Raw genomic sequence first — 21,856 nt, 5'->3', positions numbered from 1 at the left:
CGTGCGGGCCTGCCACCTTTATTTACATCGGTGTCGGTAAGCCGCCCGTTCAATCAGGATGCCGCCGCAGTTTTCCGTCTCCGCCCTGTAGCGTCCAATAGCTCGACCAGCGCTGCACCCGCGGAAGCACCACCCAGGTCAGCAGCGCGGTCAGGATGGGAGAGGTGACGCATAGCTGGACAAGCGGCGGCAGTCCCGGCAGCAGCGTGCGCACCGCCGTGTTGAGCACCAGCAGGATCGGCAGCACCGAAGCCCATACGACCACGAAGCGCTTCCATTTGCGCGCCGTGGCATCGCTCGGGATTGCGAAGCTCTGCGCGTTGCCCGTCCCATGCTGCACCAGCCGGGCCGAAAAGGCAGCGCTCTCGCGCACCATCGCCCGATACGCTTCCGAGCTGATCCACGCCTTCAGAGCGGCGTCGCTTTCGAACCGCGACACCAGGTGGTTGAGCCCGGCGGGCTGCTCCAGCCCCGTCGTCTCGCAATGCCCGGGCGCTTCCCCGATCGCCTCCCCATAGGCGTGCCGCCAGGCGAGGAACTTCTCGTTCCGCGCGGGATGAACGGCGAAGCTTTCGATAAGCGTGGCGGAAGGTTGCATCGCCGCACAACGCCTCGACTCGCGCTCCGGGCGCAGTCTTGGTGAGGATGCGGTCCGTCCCGCCGGCGGCTCAAGTCGTCTTGCATGTGAAACAAAATCGCGCGTTCGGCACTAAGTAGGAGACCCAACAGTCAGGAGACCCCGAATGACGAAGTTCGCATCGATTGCGGTTGCCGCACTGGGCGCCGCCCTGCTGCCCGCCGCAGCGCATGCGCAGACCGCGCCCGCCCCGGCGGCTGCGCCCGCTCCCGCAGCGGCCCCTGCGGCTCAGACTGCCCCCACCACTGGCTCCACCGTCTATGACGGCTCGGGTGCGGAGGTTGGCAAGATCGAAGGTATCAGCGGCGGCAATGCCGTGGTGTTCACCGGCACCAATCGCGCCACCATTCCGCTCACCAGCTTCGGCACCAGCCCCAAGGGTCCGACGCTCGGCATGACCAAGACCGAACTCGACGCCGCCGCTGCCCAGGCCGGTGCCGCCGCCGCGCAGGAGATGCGCTCCAAGATCGTCGCTGGCGCGGAAGTGCACGGAACGGCGGGCGCGGTCCTCGCGACGGTGAAGCAGGTAAATGGCGATCAGGTCGTGCTCGCCACGGCCAACGGCGCCAGCGTCAGCGTGCCGATCGCCGGCATCGGCTCCAATGAAAATGGCCTCTTCGTCAGCATGACGCAGGCGGAGTTCGACGCAGCTGTCGCGGCTACGGCCCCGGTCAAGGCCTCCAAGACCCGCAAATAAATGGAACCCAACCGCAGGTCCCCGCGCCTGCGGTTGTCCATTTACGGAATTTAAGGCGCTTTCGGGCAAGTCTCCGGCTCTTGGAACCGCGGTTATCGGCGGTCCGGCTGGGGAGATGTTGATGGACCGGCTGCCGTTGATTGCGCCCCGGCCGCCCGGGCTGAGTGGCATGGCCGCGCAGCTTCGCGCGATTGAGGACCGCGGCATCTATTCGAATGGTGGCCCGGTGGTGCGCGGTTTCGAAGCCGATGCGACCGCGCGGTTGTTCGAAGGCAAGGGCGACTGCCTCGCCGTCGCCAATGCCACGCTTGGCTTGATGATCGCCATCCGTCAGGCCGCGGGCGCGCGCGCCGGCACTGGCGCCTTCGCGCTGATTCCCGCCTTCACCTTCGCCGCCACGGCTCATGCCGCGCTTTGGGCTGGGCTGACGCCGTTGTTGTGCGACATCGATCCGCTCGATTGGGCCTCCAGCGCGCAGGCCGAGGCCCGCGCGTTCGATCGCTATGGCGACCGCATCGCCGTGACCGTTCCCTATGCCACCTTCGGAGCGGGCATCGATCTCGCGCGCTACCGCGATTATGCTCAACGCGGCATCGGCGTCGTGGTGGACGCCGCCGCGTCTCTAGGGGCGCTGGACGCTCAGGGTTGTCAATTCGGCACCGACGCTCCGTTCGCCATCGTTTATTCGATGCACGCGACCAAGGTCTTCGCGACGGCAGAGGGCGGGCTGGTCCATTCTGGCGACTGCGCACTGATTGACGCCCTGCGCCGCATGACCAATTTCGTTTTGCCGGCAGCCGCTCGGCCGAAGGCCCGGGGCTCAATGCCAAGCTGCCCGAGGTGCTGGGCCTGCTCGCCGCCGAACGGCTGGAGGCGCTCGATGCGGTGGCCGCGCACCGCATGCGGCTAGATGGCGTGTACCGTGCGCGGCTCGGCGCCTTCGCGGCTGAGAACGGCTTCGACTTCCAGCATCTGCGCGGCAGCCGCCCGGCGCTGCAGTTTCAGTCGGTGCTGCTGCCGCGCGCCTTTGCCGGCCACCGCCGCGCTATCATGACGCTGCTGGAGGCCGAAGGGATCGGCTCAGGCCAGTATTTCAGCCCCCACCTCGGCGAACAGCCCTGGTTCCGCGCGCAAAGCATGAGCGAGCCGCTGCCGGTGACTGAGGATATCGTCGCGCGCATCCTGTCGCTGCCCGTGACCGACGGCATGACGGAGGCCGATGTCGAGCGTGTGTGTGAGGCGCTGATCCATGCCTGCGCGCGCTCCGGCCTGCACGGCCTGGGGCGTGAGCGCCGCGGTAGCTTCGTGCACGAAGCACTGATCGTCGGCGGGGGGCCCGCCGGCACCGCGCTGCTCACCGCCGCCAGCAAGTCGGGCGCGCTCGCGCCGCTCGCCGAGCGCGGCCTGGCGATTGTCGAACGCGACCCCGTACTCGGCCGGGGCGAACTTGGCAGTTATGCGATCACCTCCGACAGCACGGCCGAAACCTTTCTGACGGCGGTTAAGGACAGCACACATGCCGACCTTGCCGCGCTCACGCAGCATCCTGCGGGACGCGAAGTCGCGGGCTATGCCGGCAAGCTGGGCGTTCCGCTCGCCCGCGCCACGCCCTTTCTGGAAGCGACGGGCGCACAGCTCGCTGCCATCGTCACGGGCAAGGGCGGCGTGGTCGCGACGCGCAGCGAAGTGGTCGACGCGCGCCAGACCGCCGATGGCTGCTGGAGCGCGCGCGTTCGCAACCTGGTCACCGGCCAGGAACGCAGCATGCGCACCCGCAGCCTGGTGATCGCCACTGGCGGCCACCAATCGTCCGAGGAATTGCGCGCCGAGCAGGTCGCGGGCGCCGCCCTGGGCGATCTGGCCGGCGATCGGCTGATGCCGGGCGACGACTTCCTGCGCATCGGCGGGCTCGACCAGCTCCGCGCACGTGTCGCCGGCAAGCGTGCGCCGCGCATCGCGATCGTCGGCGGCTCCACCAGCGCGCTCGCCGCCGCCTGCCTGCTCCTCAAGGCGGCGCCGGCGCTGCCGCTCGGCATGGGTGCGCTCACGCTCTACCATCGCCGCCCGCTTCGGCCCTTCTACCCCTCCGCGGACGCGGCGCATGCCGATGGCTTTACGGATTTCGGGCCGCAGGACATCTGCCCGCTGAGCGGCTTCGTCTATCGCCTTGGTGGCTTTCGCCTCGAAGCGCGCGAATTGGTGCTACGCATGCTCGGCATCGGCGGCCGCGCGCCTGATCCACGAATGGCACTGCGTCAGATCGGTGAAGTGGACGAAGCGACGATTCGCGCCGAACTGGCGCAGGCCGATGTAGTGATCGGCGCGCTCGGTTACCGTCCGCGCGCGCTGCCGCTGTACGACGCTGCTGGCACGCGTATCGCGCTCGCCGCCGACGCGCTCGGCAGGCCGCGGCTAGTCGATCAGCAATGCCGGGTGCTCGACGCGGACGGGAAGGTGGTTGCCGGCGTGTACGGCATCGGCCTCGCCTCGGGTCATGTTCCTGAGGGCAAGCTTGGCGGCGAAGCCAGTTTCAGCGGCAAGGCCAACGGCCTGTGGCTCTGGCAGAACGACATCGGCCAGATGATCGTGGAACAACTGCTCCAGCCCGGCGCCCGGGCCGTCGCGTGACGCGCGTGCCGACGGTGTCGGTGGTGATGGCGGTCTATAACGGCGCCGACCATCTCCCCGAAACCCTGCAAAGCCTCGCCGACCAGAGCTTCACCGATTGGGAGCTGATCGCCGTCGACGATTGCTCGGGCGATGACAGCGTTGATGTGCTCGAACGGTTCGGCGATCCCCGCATCCGGGTGATCCGCTCGCCCGAAAATGGCGGGCCGGTGGCGGCGCGCAACCGCGCCTTTGCCGACGTGCGCGGCCGCTATGTCGCCGGCCTGGACCAGGACGATATGAGCCTGCCGGAGCGCTTCGTCCGCCAGGTCGAATTTCTCGACCGCTATCCCGATACCGTGCTGGTCAGCACCGCCGCCGACCTGCTGGTCGCCGGCAAGCGCCAGCCGGGCCAATGGCCCCGTCCGCTTACCCGCGCCCGCATCGACTGGCTGATGCTGATCCGCAACCCGATCGCCTGGTCCTCCGTCATGTTCCGGGCCGATGCTGCGCGCCGGCTCGATCCCTTCGAGCGCCCCGAGCGCCGGTATGTCGAGGATTTCGACCTGTACCAGCGCCTGCGCGCCTTTGGGCGCATCGATCAGATCGACGAGGTGCTGATGCTGTACCGCGTCCATCCCGGCGGCGCGTCGCAAGTTTATACCAGCACCATGGTGGCGCATGCCGAGCACGTGCTGCGCGACCGCCATCGCGCGCTGCTGGGGGAGGGCGCGCCCGACATCGCCAGGCTGCTCGTCCATCATGTCATGAACGGCGCACCGGTACCCGACCGCCCAACCCTCGACCTGCTGTTCGAAACGCTCAACCGTCTGCGCGACGCGCTGCTCGCCCAGCATGCCTATAGCGCGGACGAACGTGCCTATATGGAGGGCGAACTGGTCAAGATCTGGCACCGCCTGACTCGCACTGCGATGCGCGCCGGCACGCTCGCCCTCCACCAGAGCTTCACTCGAGGCCACCCGCGCCCTAAGCTCCGCCAACTTCCCGATCTGCTCGCCAGCCAGGCCATCGGCGCGGCCAGGCGGTGGCACGTGCTTCCCGCTTGAGTCCCGAAGCTTACTCCGCCCGCGCGAACTTCGTCGTGAGCCAGGTCGGCAGCAATGACGCCGCCGCCATCTTCGCCGCCGAGAGATGCGGCGCCACGACATGGTCGCGGCCCTTCATCATCGCCTCATATCCGATCTCGGCGACATGCGCGGGATCGGCCTTGGGCTCCTTTGCGGTGATCGAATCCGGATCGACCTTGGCCCGTGCGAAGAAGTCCGACTGAGTCAGGTCGGGCATCAGCGCAGTCACGCTCACGCCGGTGCCCAGCAACTCCTCGCGCAGCGCTTCGGCGAAGGCGTACAGGAACGCCTTGGTCGCCGAATATACCGCCAGCTTGGCCGATGGGCCGAGCGCCACCACCGAAGAGGTGATTAGCACGCGGCCTTCGCCACGCTGCACCATCGCCGGGATGAACAGCTTGGCCGCCTGCACCACCGAGATGTTGTTGACCTGGATACCTTCCAGCTCCAGCTTCCAGTCGGTCTCGCCGATGAACTTGCCCCACGCGCCCGATCCGGCATTCAGCGCCAGATAGTCGATCGCCTCGCCATGCTCCTGCGCGCGGGCGAACAGCCGGGCGCCGCCGTCCTCGCCGGCAAGGTCGATGCTCCACGCGATCACTTCGTGCGCGCCGCTACCGCGCAGGTCGTCGGCCGCGCGCGCCAGCTTTGCCTCGTCCTTGCCGACGATGATCACCCGGCGATGCGCCTTGGCGAAGCAGCGGGCGAGTTCCAGCCCGATCCCGCTCGATCCTCCGGTAACGAGTGCGGTCTTGGGGTTCGGGGTCTGCAAGTCGGTCATGTGGCTCTCCGTTCGCACACCCAACCCGCCACGGGGCCACCGGTTCATCGGCTGCGGCGGGTTGCCCCGTCCGCAAGCTGTGGGCCATAGCATCGCCATGTCGATCGACCGCAGAAGCCTACTTGCCGGCATCGGCGCCCTGGCCATCGCGCGTCCCGCGTGTGCCGTCGCGCCTGCGCCGCTGGTGCTCGCCGCCGCCAGCCTTCAGGAATCGATGAACGCCGCCGCCAATGCCTGGGCGCGCAAGGGGCATGCCCGCCCGATCCTGTCCTTTGCCGGCTCCTCCGCGCTGGCGCGGCAGGTCGCCTCGGGCGCGCCCGCCGATCTGTTTCTTTCCGCCGACGAACCCTGGATGGACTATGTCCAGCAGCGCGGCCTGCTCATGCCCGGCAGCCGTGTGCCGTTCCTCGGCAACCGGCTGGTCGTGGTGCAGTCGGCCGGCGCGCCGCGCATCGCCGCGAACGTCCCGCTGGCGCGCGTGCTGGCGCAGGGCCGCATCGCCATGGCGGATGTGGAGGCCGTGCCCGCCGGCAGATACGGCAAGGCCGCGCTCGGGCGGCTCGGCCTGTGGAACAGCGTGCAGTCACGCGTGGTCCGCGCCGAGAATGTCCGCGCCGCCCTCGCGCTGGTCGAACGCGGCGCCGCGGAGTGGGGCATCGTCTACGCCACCGACGCCCGCACCTCCCGGCGCGTCCGCGCCTTCCGCATGTTCCCGGCGAACAGCCACCTGGCGATCCGCTATCCGGTCGCCCGGCTGAAGGCCTCGCGCAGCCTCGATGCCGAGCCGCTGCGCCGCTTCCTGGTGTCGCGCGAAGGCAAGGCGATCTTCGCCCGCTTCGGTTTCCAGCCGCTGTGACGGCGCTCAGCGCTGAGGAATGGGGCATCGTCGCCTTGTCGCTCAAGGTCGCCGGCGTCGCCGTGTTCGCGGCGCTGCCCGTCGCGTTCGCCATCGCCTATCTGCTCGCGCGCGGGCGCTTCCCCGGCAAGGTGCTGATCGACGGCATCGTCCACTTGCCGCTGGTCGTGCCGCCGGTGGTGACCGGCTGGCTGCTCCTCCTCGCCTTCGCCCCTGCAGGTCCCGTTGGCGCCTGGCTGGCCGATTGGTTCGGCGTCAGCGTGATGTTCCGCTGGACCGGTGCCGCGCTCGCCGCCGCGGTCATGGCGCTGCCGCTGATGGTCCGCGCCATGCGCCTGTCGATCGAAGCGGTCGAGCCGCGCCTCGAACAGGCTGCGCGCACGTTGGGGGCCGGGCGGCTGCGCGTCTTCTGGACGCTCACTCTGCCGCTCAGCCTGCCCGGCATCATCGCCGGCCTCGTCCTTGGCTTCGCCCGTGCGCTCGGCGAGTTCGGCGCGACCATCACCTTCGTCTCAAACGTGCCGGGTGAGACCGAGACGCTGCCGCTCGCCATCTATTCCGCGCTCCAGGTTCCCGGGAGCGAGGCCCTGGTCCTGCGCCTGGCGTTGATTTCGGTCGTGCTGGCACTCGTCGCGCTGATCCTGTCCGAACTGCTCGCCCGCCGGTCGAGCCGGGGCCTGCATGTCCTTTGACGTCGACGTCACCGCGCGCATCGGTGAAGCGCTGGTGTCGTGCGTCATCCCGCCCGCGCCCGGGGTGACGGTGCTGTTCGGTCCTTCGGGCGTCGGCAAGACCAGCGTGCTCCACATGATCGCCGGGCTGCGCAGGCCCGATCACGGCCATGTCCGCGTCGGCGGGGACCTGCTGTTCAGCACCGCCACTCGCGTGAACATCGCCCCCGAACGCCGCCGCGCCGGCTATGTCTTCCAAGAGCCGCGGCTGTTCCCGCACATGCGCGTGCGCGCCAACCTGCTCTACGGCTACCGTAAGGACGCCGGCACCATTGACGTGGACACCACGGTTGCGCTGCTGGGGCTCGACCCACTGCTCGACCGCTGGCCGCGCGGGCTGTCAGGCGGCGAAGCCCGCCGCGTCGCGATCGGCCGCGCGCTCCTGTCGAACCCGCGCTTCCTGCTGCTGGACGAGCCTTTATCTTCGCTCGACCGTGGCCGCCGCGAAGAAATCATGGGCTTGATCGAGCGCGTCCGCGACGCGCTGTCCCTGCCGATCCTGCTCGTCACCCACGACCACGCCGAAGCCCGCCGCCTCGGCAACCAGATCGTCCAGCTCTAAGCCGCCGCCGCCGCGGCCCCAAGCGGCGCCGCCAGCGCCCGGTTCATCGGCGCGTCGATTCCGTGCCGTGCCCCCAGCCGCACGATCACGCCGTTGCGCGCCTCCAGTTCCATCGGTCGTCCGGCCACAAAGTCGGCGTGCAGCGAATTGACCGACTGCGGATGCGCCCGCGTCGTCCACACCACGATCTTGTCGGCCAGGCTGTCGGGCAGCGTCGCGCCCTCTGCCCGGCCCACTGCGATGCACTCGCGCACCAGTGTCCGCATCACCTCGGCCACGCCGGCGTCGTTTGCCACCTCGGCGGGGCGCCGCGTGATCGCACTGACGATACCCGAACAGTTGATCGCCAGTTTGCGCCACGCCGCGGTCAGCCAGTCGGGGGTGGTCTGCGCGTCGATGATCGTGCCCGCGAACAGCGCCGCGAACGCCGCCCCGGCGTCGCTGTCGGGCACCAGGATGCTGCCCTCGCGCCGCTGGACGATTCGCCCTGGCGCGGTCCGCTCGGCGGGCAAGTCGATAATCACCGGCACCGTCCGCGCGCCCGGCACCTGCGGAAAGCGCGACAGATGCTCCACCCCATTCTGGATCACCGCCAGCCGGGTCTCCGGCCCGATCAGCCCAGGCAGCCATGCCGCGGCGGCGGCACAGTCATAGGTCTTGGTTGCCGCCAACACCCAGTCAACCGGCTCGGCCCGCGCCGGATCGGTCAGCACCCGCGGGGCGGCGCGGATGGTGCCGGCCGGGGTCTCCACCACCAGTTCGTCTAACGGCGATCGCACGCACAGGGTTATGGCGTGGGCGTCGCGCTGCGCCAGCCAGGCGGCCAGCGTGCCGCCGATCGCGCCGGCACCAATCACTGCAATACGGATCATGGGCGCAGCGCTTAAGCCCTCCGCCTTCAGCGCGCCAGCGGCGACTCCGCATAACCGGCAAGCAGCGCCGCCGCATCGGGATAGATCGCGATTGCTCCTGCCGCGCGCAGGTCGCTTTCCGAAAACCCGCCCGACAGCAGCCCGATCGTGCCGATCCCGCACTGCTTGGCGGCTTCCACATCATAGGGTGTGTCGCCGATCACCAGGCAGTCGGCAGCCGCGATGCCTGCCTTCTCCACCGCGGCTGCAAAGATGTCGGGGTGCGGCTTGGAATGTTTCACATCGTCCTTGCCGGTGCTCAGCGCGATCAGTTCCTCGGCGTCCAGCAGCTTGGTGTAATGCTCGATATCGGCGTCGCCGGCGGAAGAGGCCAGCACGGCTTTCAGCCCCGCCTGGGTGACGCGGGCAATCAGGTCGCGCGCGCCGGGGAAGGGGCGGACGCGCTCGATATACTGCCCTTGGAATATGTCGCCCTCCGCCTTGCCAAGTGTCTCGACGGCGTCTTCATCCAGGTCGGGCAGCAATGCCGGCACCAGATTGTCGCCGCCCTTGCCGATCTGTTCGCGGATCCGCTCGGCGGGGATGGCATGGCCGGCGTCCCGAAACGCCGTCTCCCACGCCGCGACATGATATTCGTTGCTGTCGACCAGCGTGCCATCAAGATCGAACAGAACGGCCTGAAGCGGCATTATTTTCTCCCTGGGGGGGCACGCACCCCGAACCATGTGCGCGCAAGGGATCGTGGCCAAAGCACACCGATCACATCAAGCCATGTTCTCAAAAACGCAGATCGTGCAAAGCGGCGCTCGGCTCGCCGGACATCTCGGCCGGCTGCCGAACCGCCGCGGTGCGATGCAGAAGCTGCGTAGCGCTACGCGCCGTTGATCTTCTGTCCGGCGTTGTCGCCCTCGCCGGGAGACTTCTTCGTCGCGGTCTTCTTCGATCCGGTGTCGGATCCGCCGCCTCGCCCGGTGCCAAGGCTGCCGCGCGCTCCGTCGCCACCCTTGGTGGTAATCGCGCCTGGATTACCGCCTGCGCCCTTCTGTGCCACGCTTCACCTCCATATTGGTCGCCGTTAGAACCCGTCCTGCAAAGCGCAGGTTCCACATAAAGTCAGTTACTTGGATTAGGGCCGTCGCCCCCCACGCCGGGCTAAGCGGCGCCGCGCAGGGGCCCGCGCCGACCGCGATCACAGCGGCGTGAGAAGATCGCCGCTGGCCTGCAACCGCTCGATGTCGCGCCGTGGTGGAGCGCCGAACAGCCGGGAGTATTCCCGGCTGAACTGCGACGGGCTGTCATAGCCAACGGTGAACCCTGCCGTGCCCGCGCTTGCACCTTCCGATAACATCAGGCGGCGGGCCTCCTGAAGGCGCAACTGCTTCTGATACTCCAGCGGCGTCATGCGGGTCACCGCCTTGAAATGTTCGTGCAGTGACGATGGGCTCATGCCCGCGGCTGCGGCGATATCGCCGATGCGCAACTGCCGGTGAAAGCCGCCGCGGATCGTGGCAATGGCGCGGCTCACTTGGTTGAGGTGACTGTCGGCTACGGCCATGTAGCGTAGCGACGGACCGTGCGGGCCGGTGAGAAGCCGATACAGGATTTCCCGCTCGATGAGCGGCGCGAGCGCGGCGATACTGTCTGGGCGGTCGAGCAATCGTATCAGCCGGCATGCGGCATCGATCAGATCGTCGTCGCTTCGATACACCGCAAGTGGCGGCAGATCCGCCTTGGGGGCGCGGTTTCCCTGGGCCAGGATCAGGTCCGCCAAAGCCGCTTGGTCGATATCGATCTTGCAGCAAAGATAGGGTGCGTCGCGGCTCGCCTGCGTGACATGGCCCACCAGCGGCAGATCCACCGACACCAGCAGATAGTGCGCGGGATCATAGATCAAGCTCTGTTCGCCCAAGGCGACACGCTTGGATCCCTGGGCGATCAGGCAAACTGAAGCGTCGTACACCGCCGGCAGGGGAACCGTGGGCTCATCGGCGCGAAACAGCGACAGCCGGGCAACGGCGGTGCTGATCATCCCGGTCTTGGGTATGTGGCGCCCGATCAGTGCGGCGAGTGTATCGATCCTGTCCATGCTTCCTCGTGTCGGCCGGAGGCGGGCATTCGGCAAGCGCTGAAACCCGCTTTGTGGAGGATCGTGCAAGAATCCCGGGCAATTGCTCTGACGCCTTTTCGTGTTCCGACGCCATTTGTCGCAAGCCCAAAGGGCGACAGGAAAGGAACCATCATGTCGAACGTCATCAACAAGACCGTACTGATCAGTGGCGCGTCCAGCGGCATCGGCGAAGCCACGGTGCGCGAGCTGGCGGGCACGGGCGCTCGCCTGTTCATCGGCGCGCGCCGTACCGCCCGGCTGGAAGCGCTGGCGGCGGAAGTCGGACCGAACGTCGCTTGGCAGGCGCTGGACGTCACCGAGGCGGACAGCTTCGCGGCCTTTGCCGCTGCCGCCGAGGAACGGTTCGGGCGCGTGGACGTGCTCATCAACAACGCCGGTGTCATGCCGCTTTCGCCATTGGCCGCGCTGAAGCAGGACGAATGGACACGCATGATCGACGTGAACATTCGCGGCGTGCTCAACGGGATCGCCGCAGTGCTCCCGCGCTTCATCGCGCAGCGGTCGGGTCATGTGGTCAACGTCGCCTCGATCGCCGCGCATCTCGTGCTGCCGAGTGCCGCAGTCTACTGCGCGACCAAGTACGCGGTGTGGGCGATCACCGATGGGCTGCGGCAAGAGCATGATGACATTCGCACGACCGTTATCTCTCCTGGCGTGGTCGAAACCGAGCTCGGCAACGACATCACCGATCCCAACCTTGCCTCCGCGCTCAAGAGCTGGCGGCAGAAGTCGCTGACGCCCGACGCGATCGCTCGCGCGATCCGCTATGCGCTCGAACAGCCTGACGGCGTGGACATCAACGAAGTGATCGTTCGCCCCACCGCCGCCAACATGTGAGCCGCGTGGCGTCAGCCGCGATGGGCGGGTTTTCCGCCCACCCGTCGCGGTTTGCCCCTTCAGTGAGCTGGTGGTGAAATCCCTGGACCGACCGACGGGGACCATTCAGGAGGGGGCACACCGCACGCGTTGGTATCAGCCAGGGGGGGGAGACGGCACCGAGCATTGGCCGCGGGGCATCGATCTACGCCCTCCGGAACAGCTGGCGCGGCAGCTTCCAAGCACATAGGATTGTTTCCACCTCTGATCGGGAGAGCCCAATGCGCTTGATGGTTGCCGCTTGTTCTGCCGTGATGGCTGTCAGCCCTGCGATGGCTCAGGCCCAAACTCAGACGAGTGCCCCGGCTCCGGCGCTCGATCCCCGCACCGCCGTCTATGAACTTCGCATCTACTATCCCGCGCCCGGGAAGCTCTCCGCCCTCAATGCCCGTTTCCGCGAGCACACGCTCAAGCTCTTCGCGAAGCATGGCATGCACAACGTCGCCTATTGGAATGAACAGCCGACCGGCGAAGCGCCCGAAGGACGGGTGGTCTATGTGCTGGCCTATCCAAGCCGGCAGGCGCGCGACGCGAGTTGGAAGGCGTTTGGCGAGGATCCCGAATGGCGCGCGGTCGCCGCCAGCTCGGAAGCCGCGGGCAAGCTGGTAACGAAGGTCGACAGCGTGTTCATGACACTCGCTGACTATTCTCCTCGCATCACGCTGCCGCGCTGACCCTGCCGAACCGTCGCTACGGTCCGGAACGGCGCGCTTTCTGCGCGTCTCGCTGAGGGAAGGGACCCTTCAAGGCCGCTGGGGAGGCGTGGGCGCTCCCATTTCCCCGTCATCCCTGCCTCGAGCCGGAATCCCGCTTCTTCTGCCATCCGGCGCTAGAGGGCACCGGCACAAGCCAAGATTGAACAAGAAGCGCGGCGATGTCTGCCCGCCATCACGCACCTGCCCCTGAGTCCCCGCTGTCGGGGCCGCCATCGACGGTTGGCACGGGCGGCCCCACAAGCGGTCTTCCGGATAACGGCGTTCAGCCGCCTGTCGCGCGCCTCCGTGCCGGACCGGGCCACACCAACCCACCCGCACCAACGAAAAACCGCCGCCCGGGCATCCCCGGACGGCGGTTGTTCAGTTCAGCGCTTCAGAGCCGCCGAACGGGAGGGTCTCACTCCTCGTTCAGATACTCGCCGGCGTCTGCGTCGGTGCCGTGGCCGCTCGGGACCACGCTCGCCAGCGCATCGTCACCCGTGCCGGTGTCCTCGCGCGGCGTGCGGGCGTTTTCGGCCGCACGCTGCTGCTCGGCGGAATCCGGCGCGATGATCGCTGCACCCTGCATTGCCCGCTGGGCGACGCGGAGCGAGGCGTCACGCGACGAGGCTGCGACGCGCAGGCGGTTCATGCCTGCACCGGTGCCGGCCGGGATCAGGCGACCGACGATCACGTTCTCCTTCAGGCCGAGCAGGGTGTCCTGCTTGCCCTGGACCGCCGCCTCGGTGAGGACGCGGGTGGTCTCCTGGAACGACGCCGCCGAGATGAAGCTGCGGGTCTGCAGCGACGCCTTGGTGATGCCCAGCAGTACCGGCTTGCCCTGGGCATGCGCCTGGCCGGCCTGAAGCTTCGCATTCTCGGCGTTCATCTCGTCGCGATCGACCTGCTCGCCCTTCAGCAGCGTGGTGTCGCCGCCGTCGGTGATCTCGACCTTTTGCAGCATCTGGCGAACGATCACCTCGATGTGCTTGTCGTTGATCTTCACGCCCTGGAGTCGATAGACCTCCTGGATTTCGGCGACCAGATACTCGGCGAGCGGCTCGACGCCCATCGTCTCCAGGATGTCGTGCGGGTTGGGCGAGCCACCGATCAGGTTGTCGCCACGCTTCACGTAGTCGCCTTCCTGAACGTCGATCACCTTCGACTTGGGCACCAGATACTCTACGACCTCGCTGCCGTCCTCGGGCATGATCCCGATCTTGCGCTTGGCCTTGTAGTCCTTGCCGAACACGACGCGGCCCGAGACCTTGGCGATGATCGCCGCTTCCTTCGGGATGCGTGCCTCGAACAGCTCGGCGACGCGCGGCAGACCGCCGGTGATGTCGCGGGTCTTGGCGGACTCGCGCGCCACACGGGCCAGAACGTCACCGCCCTGCACCGTGGCACCGTCCTCGACCGAGAGCACCGCACCAGCCGAGAGCATGTAGCGGGCGGCTTCGCCTGCTGCATCGCCGGTCAGCGTCAGACGGGGACGAAGGTCCTCCTTCTTGGCTGCGCCGCCGCGGTTCTCGGTAACGACGCGCTGGGTGATGCCCGTCGCTTCGTCGGCCTGCTCGGTCAGCGTCTTGCCGTCGATCAGGTCCTGGTACTTCACCACACCACCGGTTTCGGTGATCACCGGCATGGTGAACGGATCCCATTCCGCCATCCGGTCGCCCGCGCTGATGATGTGGCCATCATCGACGGTGACGTACGCACCATAAGGGATGCGGTCGACCGAGAGCTCGCGGCCGTCCATGTCGACGATCGCGATCTCGCCCGAACGGCTGAGCACCACGCGGCGGCCGCGCTGGTCGGTGATCAGGCGCAGGTCGCGATACTGGATCGTGCCGTCCACCGGCGCTTCCAGGTTCGACTGCTCGTTCAGCTGTGCCGCACCACCGATGTGGAAGGTACGCATGGTCAACTGCGTGCCCGGCTCACCGATCGACTGCGCCGCGATGACGCCCACCGCTTCGCCGATGTTCACCGGCGTACCGCGGGCCAGGTCACGGCCATAGCACTTGCCGCACACGCCGATCTTGGCTTCGCACACCAGCGGGCTGCGGATCTTCATGCCCGGCACGTTGAGCGCCTCGATCGTCGTGATCATCGCCTCGTGGAGCAGCGTGCCCGCCGGGATGACGACGGTGCCGTCCTTGTCGACCACATCCTCGCCGGTGGTCCGGCCCAGAATGCGCTCGCCCAGCGACGCGATGGTCGAGCCGCCCTGCACGATCGCCTTCATCTCGAGCATGCGCTCGGTGCCGCAATCCTCTTCCATGACGACGCAGTCCTGCGACACGTCGACCAGACGGCGGGTCAGGTAGCCCGAGTTCGCCGTCTTGAGCGCGGTGTCGGCCAGACCCTTGCGGGCGCCGTGCGTCGAGTTGAAGTATTCAAGAACGGTCAGACCTTCCTTGAAGTTCGAGATGATCGGCGTCTCGATGATCTCGCCCGACGGCTTGGCCATCAGGCCGCGCATGCCGGCCAGCTGCTTGATCTGGGCCTGCGAACCACGGGCACCCGAGTGCGCCATCATGTAGATCGAGTTGATCGGCTTCTCGCGGCCCTTATCGGGGCCGTCCTCGAAATGCTTCACCGACTTGATCTCGTCCATCATGGCGTTCGCCACCTGGTCGCCGCAACGGCTCCAGGCGTCGATCACCTTGTTGTACTTCTCCTGCTGCGTGATCAGACCGTCCTGATATTGCTGCTCGAAGTCCTTCACCAGGGCCTTGGTCTCGTCGACCGTCGCGTCCTTGGATGCCGGGATGATCATGTCGTCCTTGCCGAACGAGATGCCGGCCTTGAACGCGTGGCGGAAGCCCAGCGCCATGATCGCATCGGCGAACAGCACGGTCTCCTTCTGGCCGGTGTGACGATAGACCTCGTCGATCACGTCGCCCACGTCCTTCTTGGTGAGAAGGCGGTTGACCGTCTCGAACGGCACCTTGTGCGACTGCGGCAACGTCTCGCCCAGCAGCATGCGGCCAGGCGTCGTCTCGTAGCGCTTCAGATACTGCTTGCCGTTCTCGTCGGTCTGCGGAACGCGGCTGATGATCTTGGTGTGCAGCGTCACTGCGCCGGCCTCGAGTGCCTGGTGCACTTCGGCCATGTCGCCCAGCAGCATGCCCTGGCCCGGCTCGTTCTCCTTCATCATCGACAGATAATAAAGGCCCAGCACCATGTCCTGCGACGGCACGATGATTGGCTTGCCGTTCGCGGGGCTCAGGATGTTGTTGGTCGACATCATCAGCACGCGCGCTTCCAGCTGGGCTTCCAGCGAGAGCGGCACGTGGACGGCCATCTGGTCACCGTCGAAGTCGGCATTGAATGCCGAGCAGACCAGCGGGTGCAGCTGGATCGCCTTGCCTTCGATCAGCACCGGCTCGAACGCCTGGATACCAAGACGGTGAAGCGTCGGCGCGCGGTTCAGCAGAACCGGATGCTCGCGGATCACTTCGTCCAGGATGTCCCAGACTTCCTTGCGCTCCTTCTCGACCCACTTCTTGGCCTGCTTCAGGGTCATCGACAGACCCTTGGCGTCCAGGCGGGCATAGATGAACGGCTTGAACAGCTCGAGCGCCATCTTCTTGGGCAGGCCGCACTGGTGCAGCTTGAGCTCAGGACCGGTCACAATGACCGAACGGCCCGAATAGTCGACGCGCTTGCCCAGAAGGTTCTGGCGGAAGCGGCCCTGCTTGCCCTTAAGCATGTCGGACAGCGACTTGAGCGGACGCTTGTTGGCGCCCGTGATCGTGCGGCCGCGACGGCCATTGTCGAACAGCGCGTCGACGGCTTCCTGCAGCATGCGCTTTTCGTTGCGGACGATGATGTCCGGCGCGCGCAGTTCCATCAGCCGCTTCAGGCGGTTGTTGCGGTTGATCACGCGGCGATACAGATCGTTCAGATCCGAGGTCGCGAAGCGGCCGCCGTCCAGGGGAACCAGCGGGCGCAACTCGGGCGGGATGACCGGAACGACGTCCAGGATCATCCACTCGGGCTTGTTGCCCGAATCGATGAAGCTCTCGACGACCTTCAGACGCTTGATGATCTTCTTGGGCTTCAGCTCGGACTTGGTGACCGCCAGTTCTTCCAGCAGCTCCTTGCGCTCGCCTTCCAGGTCGAGGTCCATGAGCATGATCTTGACCGCCTCGGCGCCGATGCCGGCCGAGAACGCGTCCTCGCCATATTCATCCTGCGCGTCGAGCAGCTCGTCCTCGGTCAGCAGCTGGAACTTCTCCAGCGGCGTCAGGCCCGGCTCGGTGACGATGTAGCTCTCGAAATACAGCACGCGCTCGAGCTGCTTCAACTGCATGTCGAGCAACAGGCCGATGCGGCTCGGCAGCGACTTCAGGAACCAGATATGCGCAACCGGCGCTGCCAGTTCGATATGGCCCATGCGCTCGCGGCGCACCTTCGACACCGTGACTTCGACACCGCACTTTTCGCAGACGATGCCCTTGTACTTCATCCGCTTGTACTTGCCGCACAGGCACTCGTAATCCTTGATCGGACCAAAGATGCGCGCGCAGAACAGGCCGTCACGCTCGGGCTTGAACGTGCGGTAGTTGATGGTTTCCGGCTTCTTGATCTCGCCGAACGACCACGAACGGATGCGATCCGGGGACGCGATGCCGATCTGGATCTGGTCAAAGGTCTCCGGCTTGGCGACCGGGTTCGCGAAATTGGTAAGTTCGTTCATGTCATTTCCTCATGGGAGGATAAATCTCAGGTCGAGGAGGGGCGGGGAGCGGCGGTTTTGTAAACCGCTGCTCCCCGGTTCCTCTTACTCTGCCGCGATCTGCACGCCGTCGCTGTCGAACCCAAGTTCCGAGTTCTTCAATTCGACGTTCAGGCCCAGCGAGCGCATTTCCTTGACGAGCACGTTGAAGCTCTCCGGGATGCCGGCCTCGAAGGTGTCGTCGCCCTTGACGATCGCTTCGTAAACCTTGGTGCGGCCGACCACGTCGTCCGACTTCACCGTCAGCATTTCCTGGAGGGTGTACGCCGCGCCATAAGCCTGGAGCGCCCACACTTCCATTTCACCGAAGCGCTGGCCACCGAACTGCGCCTTACCACCCAGCGGCTGCTGCGTGACGAGGGAGTACGGCCCGATCGAACGTGCGTGGATCTTGTCGTCGACCAGATGGTGCAGCTTGAGCACATACTTGTATCCGACAGTCACCTTGCGGTCGAACCGGTCACCCGTGCGGCCGTCGAACAGGTCGACCTGACCTGAGTCATCCAGCCCTGCCAGCTTCAGCATCGCCGAAACGTCGGCTTCGACGGCACCGTCGAACACCGGCGTACCCATCGGAACGCCCGAACGGACATTCTGCGCAAGGTCGACCAGCTGCTCGGTGGAACGTGCCGCGATCTCGTCGACATAGTTCTCGCCATACACGGTGTTCAACAGCTCGCGCACCGCTTCCGGCGGTTCGCCGGCCTGCGGGTTGGGATTGGCTGCACGCCATGCGTCCAGAGCGTCGCCGATCTTGCGGCCAAGACCACGTGCGGCCCAGCCCAGATGCGTTTCGAAGATCTGGCCGACGTTCATGCGCGAAGGCACGCCCAGCGGGTTCAGCACGAAATCGACCGGGGTACCGTCCTCCAGGAACGGCATGTCCTCCTGCGGCAGGATGCGGCTGATGATGCCCTTGTTGCCGTGACGGCCGGCCATCTTGTCGCCCGGCTGCAGCTTGCGCTTCACCGCGACGAACACCTTGACCATCTTCAGCACGCCCGGCGGCAGCTCGTCACCGCGCTCCAGCTTCTCGCGGCGGTCCTCGAACTTGTCCTTGATGCGCTTCACGGCCTCGTCATACTGGCCCTTCACCGCTTCCAGATTGCTCTGAACCGCGTCGTCGGCGACCGCGAACTTCCACCACTCGTGGCGGTCGACGCTGTCGAGCAGGTCGCTGTCGATCTCGACACCCTTTTTCAGGCCCTTGGGCGCTGCCGTGGCGGTCTGGCCCAGCAGCATCTCGCGAAGCCGCGACCAGGTCGCACGGTTGAGGATGTTGCGCTCGTCGTCCGAGTCCTTCTTCAGGCGCTCGATTTCTTCGCGCTCGATCGCCATCGCGCGCTCGTCCTTGTCGATGCCGTGACGATTGAAGACGCGCACGTCCACGATCGTACCGGCAACGCCCGGCGGCAGGCGAAGCGAGGTGTCGCGCACGTCGCTGGCCTTTTCACCGAAGATCGCGCGAAGCAGCTTCTCTTCCGGAGTCATCGGGCTCTCGCCCTTCGGCGTGATCTTGCCGACCAGGATGTCGCCCGGCTCGACCTCTGCACCGATATACACGATGCCCGCTTCGTCGAGGTTGCGCAGTGCTTCCTCGCCGACATTCGGGATGTCGCGCGTGATGTCCTCCGGCCCCAGCTTGGTATCGCGGGCCATCACTTCGAACTCGTCGATATGGATCGACGTGAACACGTCGTCCTTCACGATCCGCTCGTTGATGAGGATGGAATCCTCATAATTGTAGCCGTTCCAGGGCATGAACGCGACCAGCACGTTGCGGCCCAGCGCCAGCTCGCCGAACTCGGTCGACGGGCCGTCGGCGATCACGTCGCCGGCGTTGACCACGTCGCCCACCTTCACCAGCGGACGCTGGTTGATGCAGGTCGACTGGTTGGAGCGCTGGAACTTCATCAGCGTGTAGATGTCCACGCCGCTCTCGCTCGCATTCACGTCGCCCGTGGCGCGGATCACGATGCGCGACGCGTCGATCTGGTCGACCACGCCGCCGCGGCGCGCCGAAATGGCGGCCCCGGAGTCACGGGCAACCGTCTCTTCCATGCCAGTGCCGACGAAAGGCGCTTCGGCCTTCACCAGCGGCACGGCCTGGCGCTGCATGTTCGATCCCATCAGCGCGCGGTTGGCGTCGTCCTTTTCCAGGAACGGGATCAGCGATGCCGCGACCGAGACCAGCTGCTTGGGCGAAACGTCCATCAGCGTGATCTGGGAGGGGAACGCCATCAGGAATTCGCCGGCCTGACGCGAAGACACCAGCTCCTCGGTGAAGCGGCCTTCTTCGTCGAGCTCGGCCGAAGCCTGCGCGATCGTGTGCTTGGCCTCTTCCATTGCCGACAGATAGACCACGTCGTTGGTCACCTTGCCGTCGACGATGCGGCGGTAAGGTGTCTCGATGAAGCCGTACTTGTTGACGCGGCTGAACGACGCCAGGCTGTTGATCAGACCGATGTTCGGGCCTTCCGGCGTTTCGATCGGGCAGATACGGCCATAGTGCGTCGGGTGAACGTCGCGGACTTCGAAGCCTGCACGCTCACGCGTCAGACCGCCCGGCCCAAGTGCCGACACGCGGCGCTTGTGCGTCACTTCGGACAGCGGGTTGGTCTGGTCCATGAACTGCGACAGCTGCGACGAACCGAAGAACTCGCGCACGGCAGCGACTGCCGGCTTGGCGTTGATCAGGTCGTTCGGCATCACGGTGGACACGTCCACCGAGCTCATGCGCTCCTTCACGGCGCGCTCCATGCGGAGCAGGCCGACGCGGTACTGGTTTTCCAGCAGCTCGCCCACCGAACGCACGCGGCGGTTGCCCAGATTGTCGATGTCGTCGACATCGCCCTTGCCGTCCTTCAGGTCGACCAGGGTCTTGACCACCGCCAGGATGTCCTCGGTGCGCAGCGTGGTGTGCGTGTCCGGGGCGTCCAGCTCCAGGCGCATGTTCAGCTTCACGCGGCCCACGGCCGACAGGTCGTAGCGCTCGGGATCGAAGAACAGGCCGGCGAACAGCGACTCTGCCGTTTCCAGCGTCGGCGGCTCGCCAGGACGCATCACGCGATAGATGTCGCTCAGCGCCTGCTGGCGCTCCTCGGCCTTGTCGACCTTCAGCGTGTTGCGGATCCACGGACCGGTCGAAATATGGTCGATATCGAGCAGCTCGAGGCGGTCGATGCCCGCCTTGTCGAGCAGTTCGAGATTCTCGGCCGACACTTCGTCACCGGCTTCGATGTAGATCTCGCCGGTGGCTTCGTTGATCAGGTCGTACGCACTGTAGCGGCCGAAGACTTCCTCGGTCGGGATCAGCAGCGTCTGGAGACCGTCCTTGCCAGCCTTGTTGGCCGCGCGCGGGCTGATCTTCTGGCCGGCGGGGAACACGACCTCGCCCGACGCGGCGTCGACGATGTCGAACATCGGCTTCGCGCCGCGCCAATTCTCTGCCGCGAACGGGATCTGCCAGCCGCCTTCGCCGCGGACAAAGGTCACGCGGTTGTAGAAGTGGCTGAGGATGTCCTCGCTGTTCAGGCCCAGCGCATAGAGCAGCGTCGTGACCGGCAGCTTGCGCTTGCGGTCGATACGGACGTTGACGATGTCCTTGGCGTCGAACTCGAAATCGAGCCACGAGCCGCGATACGGGATCACGCGCGCGGCGAACAGGTACTTGCCGCTGGCGTGGGTCTTGCCGCGGTCATGATCGAACAGCACGCCCGGCGACCGGTGCATCTGGCTGACGATGACGCGCTCGGTGCCGTTGATGAAGAAGGTGCCGTTGCCCGTCATCAGGGGCATGTCGCCCATGTAGACGTCCTGCTCCTTGATATCGAGCACCGACCGGGCTTCCGTATCGGGATCGACCTCGAACACGATCAGGCGAAGGGTAACGCGCATCGGCGCGGCGTAGGTGATGCCGCGCTGGCGGCATTCTTCCACGTCGAACTTGGGATCTTCCAGTTCGTAGTTGACGAAGTCCAGCTCGGCGGTGCCGGCGAAGTCGCGGATCGGGAACACCGAACGCAGCGTCTTTTCCAGGCCCGACACATAGCCGATCGACGGATCGGACCGCAGGAACTGCTCGTAGGATTCGCGCTGAACCTCGATCAGGTTCGGCATCTGCACCACTTCGTGGATGTCGCCGAACACCTTGCGGATGCGGCGCTTCAGCGTGCCGCCCGAGCCTGCGCGCGCAGTCGCGGCGCCGCTTTCGATCGCGTTGGTAGCCATAGGGTTTTCTTGCCTCGTCAGCCGTAAATTCGTGCCCCTTTCCGGGGCCGGGACGTGCGAAGCGACGCGAAAAAGCCGCTCGATATCCTTTCGGATTCCGGCAGCTCTCGGCGTCGTCTCGATCCACAGCCCCAATCCGATCGATGCGCTGCGCGACGGCGCATCATTTCCCGGTGCTGTAGTGTGAGGGCGATATAGGTCGCCATGTCCAACATGTCAAAGGGGGCAGGTGCGGGGGGCGCAAACGGGGCGGGGCAGGTGGTCGACGTCTAACGCGCTGAAAATGTGGGGAAACGGCGAAAAACGTAAAATCGGCCCGGCTCGTTTTCCGCGTAGACAAGATGCTGGC

The 21,856-nt window shown here is 66.3% G+C and carries 17 protein-coding genes; 9 read left to right on the top strand and 8 right to left on the bottom strand.

What is annotated here, in order from left to right:
* Nucleotides 1–49 precede the first annotated feature (49 nt).
* Nucleotides 50–598, bottom strand: a complete 549-nt coding sequence (locus FHT02_RS09470) for a putative antibiotic biosynthesis monooxygenase (RefSeq protein WP_184086814.1) — start codon at nucleotides 596–598, stop codon at nucleotides 50–52.
* A gap of 145 nt (nucleotides 599–743) precedes the next feature.
* Here FHT02_RS09470 and FHT02_RS09465 point away from each other — a divergent pair, with 145 nt between their 5' ends.
* The 4 genes from FHT02_RS09465 (at nucleotide 744) to FHT02_RS09455 (ending at nucleotide 5,008) form a co-directional block, all read left to right on the top strand.
* Nucleotides 744–1,334: a hypothetical protein gene (locus tag FHT02_RS09465; RefSeq protein WP_184086812.1), complete on the top strand. Its 591-nt coding sequence runs from the start codon at nucleotides 744–746 to the stop codon at nucleotides 1,332–1,334.
* Between the two features lie 121 nt (nucleotides 1,335–1,455).
* Entirely contained in the window at nucleotides 1,456–2,244 is a 789-nt protein-coding gene (locus FHT02_RS22035; protein WP_343056886.1) for a DegT/DnrJ/EryC1/StrS family aminotransferase, read from the top strand.
* A complete protein-coding gene (locus tag FHT02_RS21890) occupies nucleotides 2,175–3,962 on the top strand; it encodes a DegT/DnrJ/EryC1/StrS family aminotransferase (RefSeq protein WP_343056885.1) in 1,788 nt (595 codons plus the stop codon). Before FHT02_RS22035 ends, FHT02_RS21890 begins: the two co-directional genes overlap by 70 nt.
* A complete protein-coding gene (locus FHT02_RS09455) occupies nucleotides 3,959–5,008 on the top strand; it encodes a glycosyltransferase (RefSeq protein ID WP_184086810.1) in 1,050 nt (349 codons plus the stop codon). The genes FHT02_RS21890 and FHT02_RS09455 overlap by 4 nt, the downstream gene beginning before the upstream one ends.
* A gap of 10 nt (nucleotides 5,009–5,018) precedes the next feature.
* Here the strand turns inward: FHT02_RS09455 and FHT02_RS09450 are convergent, their stop codons facing one another.
* A complete protein-coding gene (locus FHT02_RS09450) occupies nucleotides 5,019–5,810 on the bottom strand; it encodes an SDR family NAD(P)-dependent oxidoreductase (RefSeq protein ID WP_184086808.1) in 792 nt (263 codons plus the stop codon).
* 97 nt (nucleotides 5,811–5,907) lie between these two features.
* Between FHT02_RS09450 and modA the strand changes: the two genes are divergently transcribed.
* Genes modA through FHT02_RS09435 form a run of 3 tightly spaced genes read left to right on the top strand, consistent with a single transcriptional unit; the run spans nucleotide 5,908 to nucleotide 7,959 of the window.
* A complete protein-coding gene (modA, locus tag FHT02_RS09445; protein ID WP_184086806.1) occupies nucleotides 5,908–6,666 on the top strand; it encodes a molybdate ABC transporter substrate-binding protein in 759 nt (252 codons plus the stop codon).
* Entirely contained in the window at nucleotides 6,663–7,358 is a 696-nt protein-coding gene (gene modB, locus FHT02_RS09440) for a molybdate ABC transporter permease subunit (protein ID WP_184086804.1), read from the top strand. Before modA ends, modB begins: the two co-directional genes overlap by 4 nt.
* Nucleotides 7,348–7,959 carry an ATP-binding cassette domain-containing protein gene (locus FHT02_RS09435; RefSeq protein ID WP_184086802.1) on the top strand — a complete coding sequence of 204 codons (612 nt, stop codon included), beginning with the start codon at nucleotides 7,348–7,350 and terminating at the stop codon, nucleotides 7,957–7,959. The genes modB and FHT02_RS09435 overlap by 11 nt, the downstream gene beginning before the upstream one ends.
* Here the strand turns inward: FHT02_RS09435 and FHT02_RS09430 are convergent.
* The 4 genes from FHT02_RS09430 to FHT02_RS09415 form a co-directional block, all read right to left on the bottom strand.
* A complete protein-coding gene (locus FHT02_RS09430; protein WP_184086800.1) occupies nucleotides 7,956–8,831 on the bottom strand; it encodes a 2-dehydropantoate 2-reductase in 876 nt (291 codons plus the stop codon). The two genes, FHT02_RS09435 and FHT02_RS09430, sit on opposite strands and share 4 nt — an antisense overlap.
* A gap of 26 nt (nucleotides 8,832–8,857) precedes the next feature.
* Entirely contained in the window at nucleotides 8,858–9,520 is a 663-nt protein-coding gene (locus tag FHT02_RS09425; RefSeq protein WP_184086798.1) for an HAD family hydrolase, read from the bottom strand.
* A 182-nt stretch (nucleotides 9,521–9,702) separates the two neighbouring features.
* On the bottom strand, nucleotides 9,703–9,882 hold the full coding sequence (locus tag FHT02_RS09420) for a hypothetical protein (protein WP_184086796.1): 180 nt from the start codon (nucleotides 9,880–9,882) through the stop codon (nucleotides 9,703–9,705).
* A 138-nt stretch (nucleotides 9,883–10,020) separates the two neighbouring features.
* Nucleotides 10,021–10,917 (bottom strand): AraC family transcriptional regulator, encoded by an 897-nt coding sequence (locus FHT02_RS09415; protein WP_184086794.1) that lies wholly within the window; start codon nucleotides 10,915–10,917, stop codon nucleotides 10,021–10,023.
* Between the two features lie 153 nt (nucleotides 10,918–11,070).
* Between FHT02_RS09415 and FHT02_RS09410 the strand changes: the two genes are divergently transcribed.
* Nucleotides 11,071–11,796, top strand: a complete 726-nt coding sequence (locus FHT02_RS09410) for an SDR family oxidoreductase (RefSeq protein ID WP_184086792.1) — start codon at nucleotides 11,071–11,073, stop codon at nucleotides 11,794–11,796.
* Between the two features lie 311 nt (nucleotides 11,797–12,107).
* Nucleotides 12,108–12,509, top strand: coding sequence for an NIPSNAP family protein (locus FHT02_RS09405; RefSeq protein ID WP_246352284.1), 402 nt, complete (start codon nucleotides 12,108–12,110; stop codon nucleotides 12,507–12,509).
* Nucleotides 12,510–12,948: 439 nt separating this feature from the next.
* On the opposite strand, the gene rpoC is transcribed toward FHT02_RS09405, so the two are convergent.
* Both rpoC and rpoB read right to left on the bottom strand, forming a co-directional pair.
* Nucleotides 12,949–17,238 carry a DNA-directed RNA polymerase subunit beta' gene (rpoC, locus tag FHT02_RS09400; RefSeq protein WP_184086788.1) on the bottom strand — a complete coding sequence of 1,430 codons (4,290 nt, stop codon included), beginning with the start codon at nucleotides 17,236–17,238 and terminating at the stop codon, nucleotides 12,949–12,951.
* An 84-nt stretch (nucleotides 17,239–17,322) separates the two neighbouring features.
* Nucleotides 17,323–21,507 carry a DNA-directed RNA polymerase subunit beta gene (gene rpoB / locus FHT02_RS09395; RefSeq protein ID WP_184086786.1) on the bottom strand — a complete coding sequence of 1,395 codons (4,185 nt, stop codon included), beginning with the start codon at nucleotides 21,505–21,507 and terminating at the stop codon, nucleotides 17,323–17,325.
* Nucleotides 21,508–21,856 lie beyond the last annotated feature (349 nt).

The sequence above is a fragment of the Sphingomonas xinjiangensis genome, assembly GCF_014199255.1.
GTDB classification, from domain to species: domain Bacteria; phylum Pseudomonadota; class Alphaproteobacteria; order Sphingomonadales; family Sphingomonadaceae; genus Sphingomonas; species Sphingomonas xinjiangensis.
This window is presented reverse-complemented; position numbering and strand designations above follow the sequence as displayed.

Bases quoted from the DNA above. Each gene is read 5' to 3' on its own strand.
- FHT02_RS09450 (WP_184086808.1), bottom strand. From the start codon at position 5,810: ATGACCGACTTGCAGACCCCGAACCCCAAGACCGCACTCGTTACCGGA.
- modA (WP_184086806.1), top strand. From the start codon at position 5,908: ATGTCGATCGACCGCAGAAGCCTACTTGCCGGCATCGGCGCCCTGGCC.
- FHT02_RS09470 (WP_184086814.1), bottom strand. From the start codon at position 598: ATGCAACCTTCCGCCACGCTTATCGAAAGCTTCGCCGTTCATCCCGCG.
- FHT02_RS09430 (WP_184086800.1), bottom strand. From the start codon at position 8,831: ATGATCCGTATTGCAGTGATTGGTGCCGGCGCGATCGGCGGCACGCTG.
- FHT02_RS09425 (WP_184086798.1), bottom strand. From the start codon at position 9,520: ATGCCGCTTCAGGCCGTTCTGTTCGATCTTGATGGCACGCTGGTCGAC.
- FHT02_RS22035 (WP_343056886.1), top strand. From the start codon at position 1,456: ATGGACCGGCTGCCGTTGATTGCGCCCCGGCCGCCCGGGCTGAGTGGC.
- FHT02_RS09435 (WP_184086802.1), top strand. From the start codon at position 7,348: ATGTCCTTTGACGTCGACGTCACCGCGCGCATCGGTGAAGCGCTGGTG.
- rpoB (WP_184086786.1), bottom strand. From the start codon at position 21,507: ATGGCTACCAACGCGATCGAAAGCGGCGCCGCGACTGCGCGCGCAGGC.
- rpoC (WP_184086788.1), bottom strand. From the start codon at position 17,238: ATGAACGAACTTACCAATTTCGCGAACCCGGTCGCCAAGCCGGAGACC.
- FHT02_RS09465 (WP_184086812.1), top strand. From the start codon at position 744: ATGACGAAGTTCGCATCGATTGCGGTTGCCGCACTGGGCGCCGCCCTG.
- FHT02_RS09415 (WP_184086794.1), bottom strand. From the start codon at position 10,917: ATGGACAGGATCGATACACTCGCCGCACTGATCGGGCGCCACATACCC.
- FHT02_RS09405 (WP_246352284.1), top strand. From the start codon at position 12,108: ATGGCTCAGGCCCAAACTCAGACGAGTGCCCCGGCTCCGGCGCTCGAT.
- FHT02_RS09410 (WP_184086792.1), top strand. From the start codon at position 11,071: ATGTCGAACGTCATCAACAAGACCGTACTGATCAGTGGCGCGTCCAGC.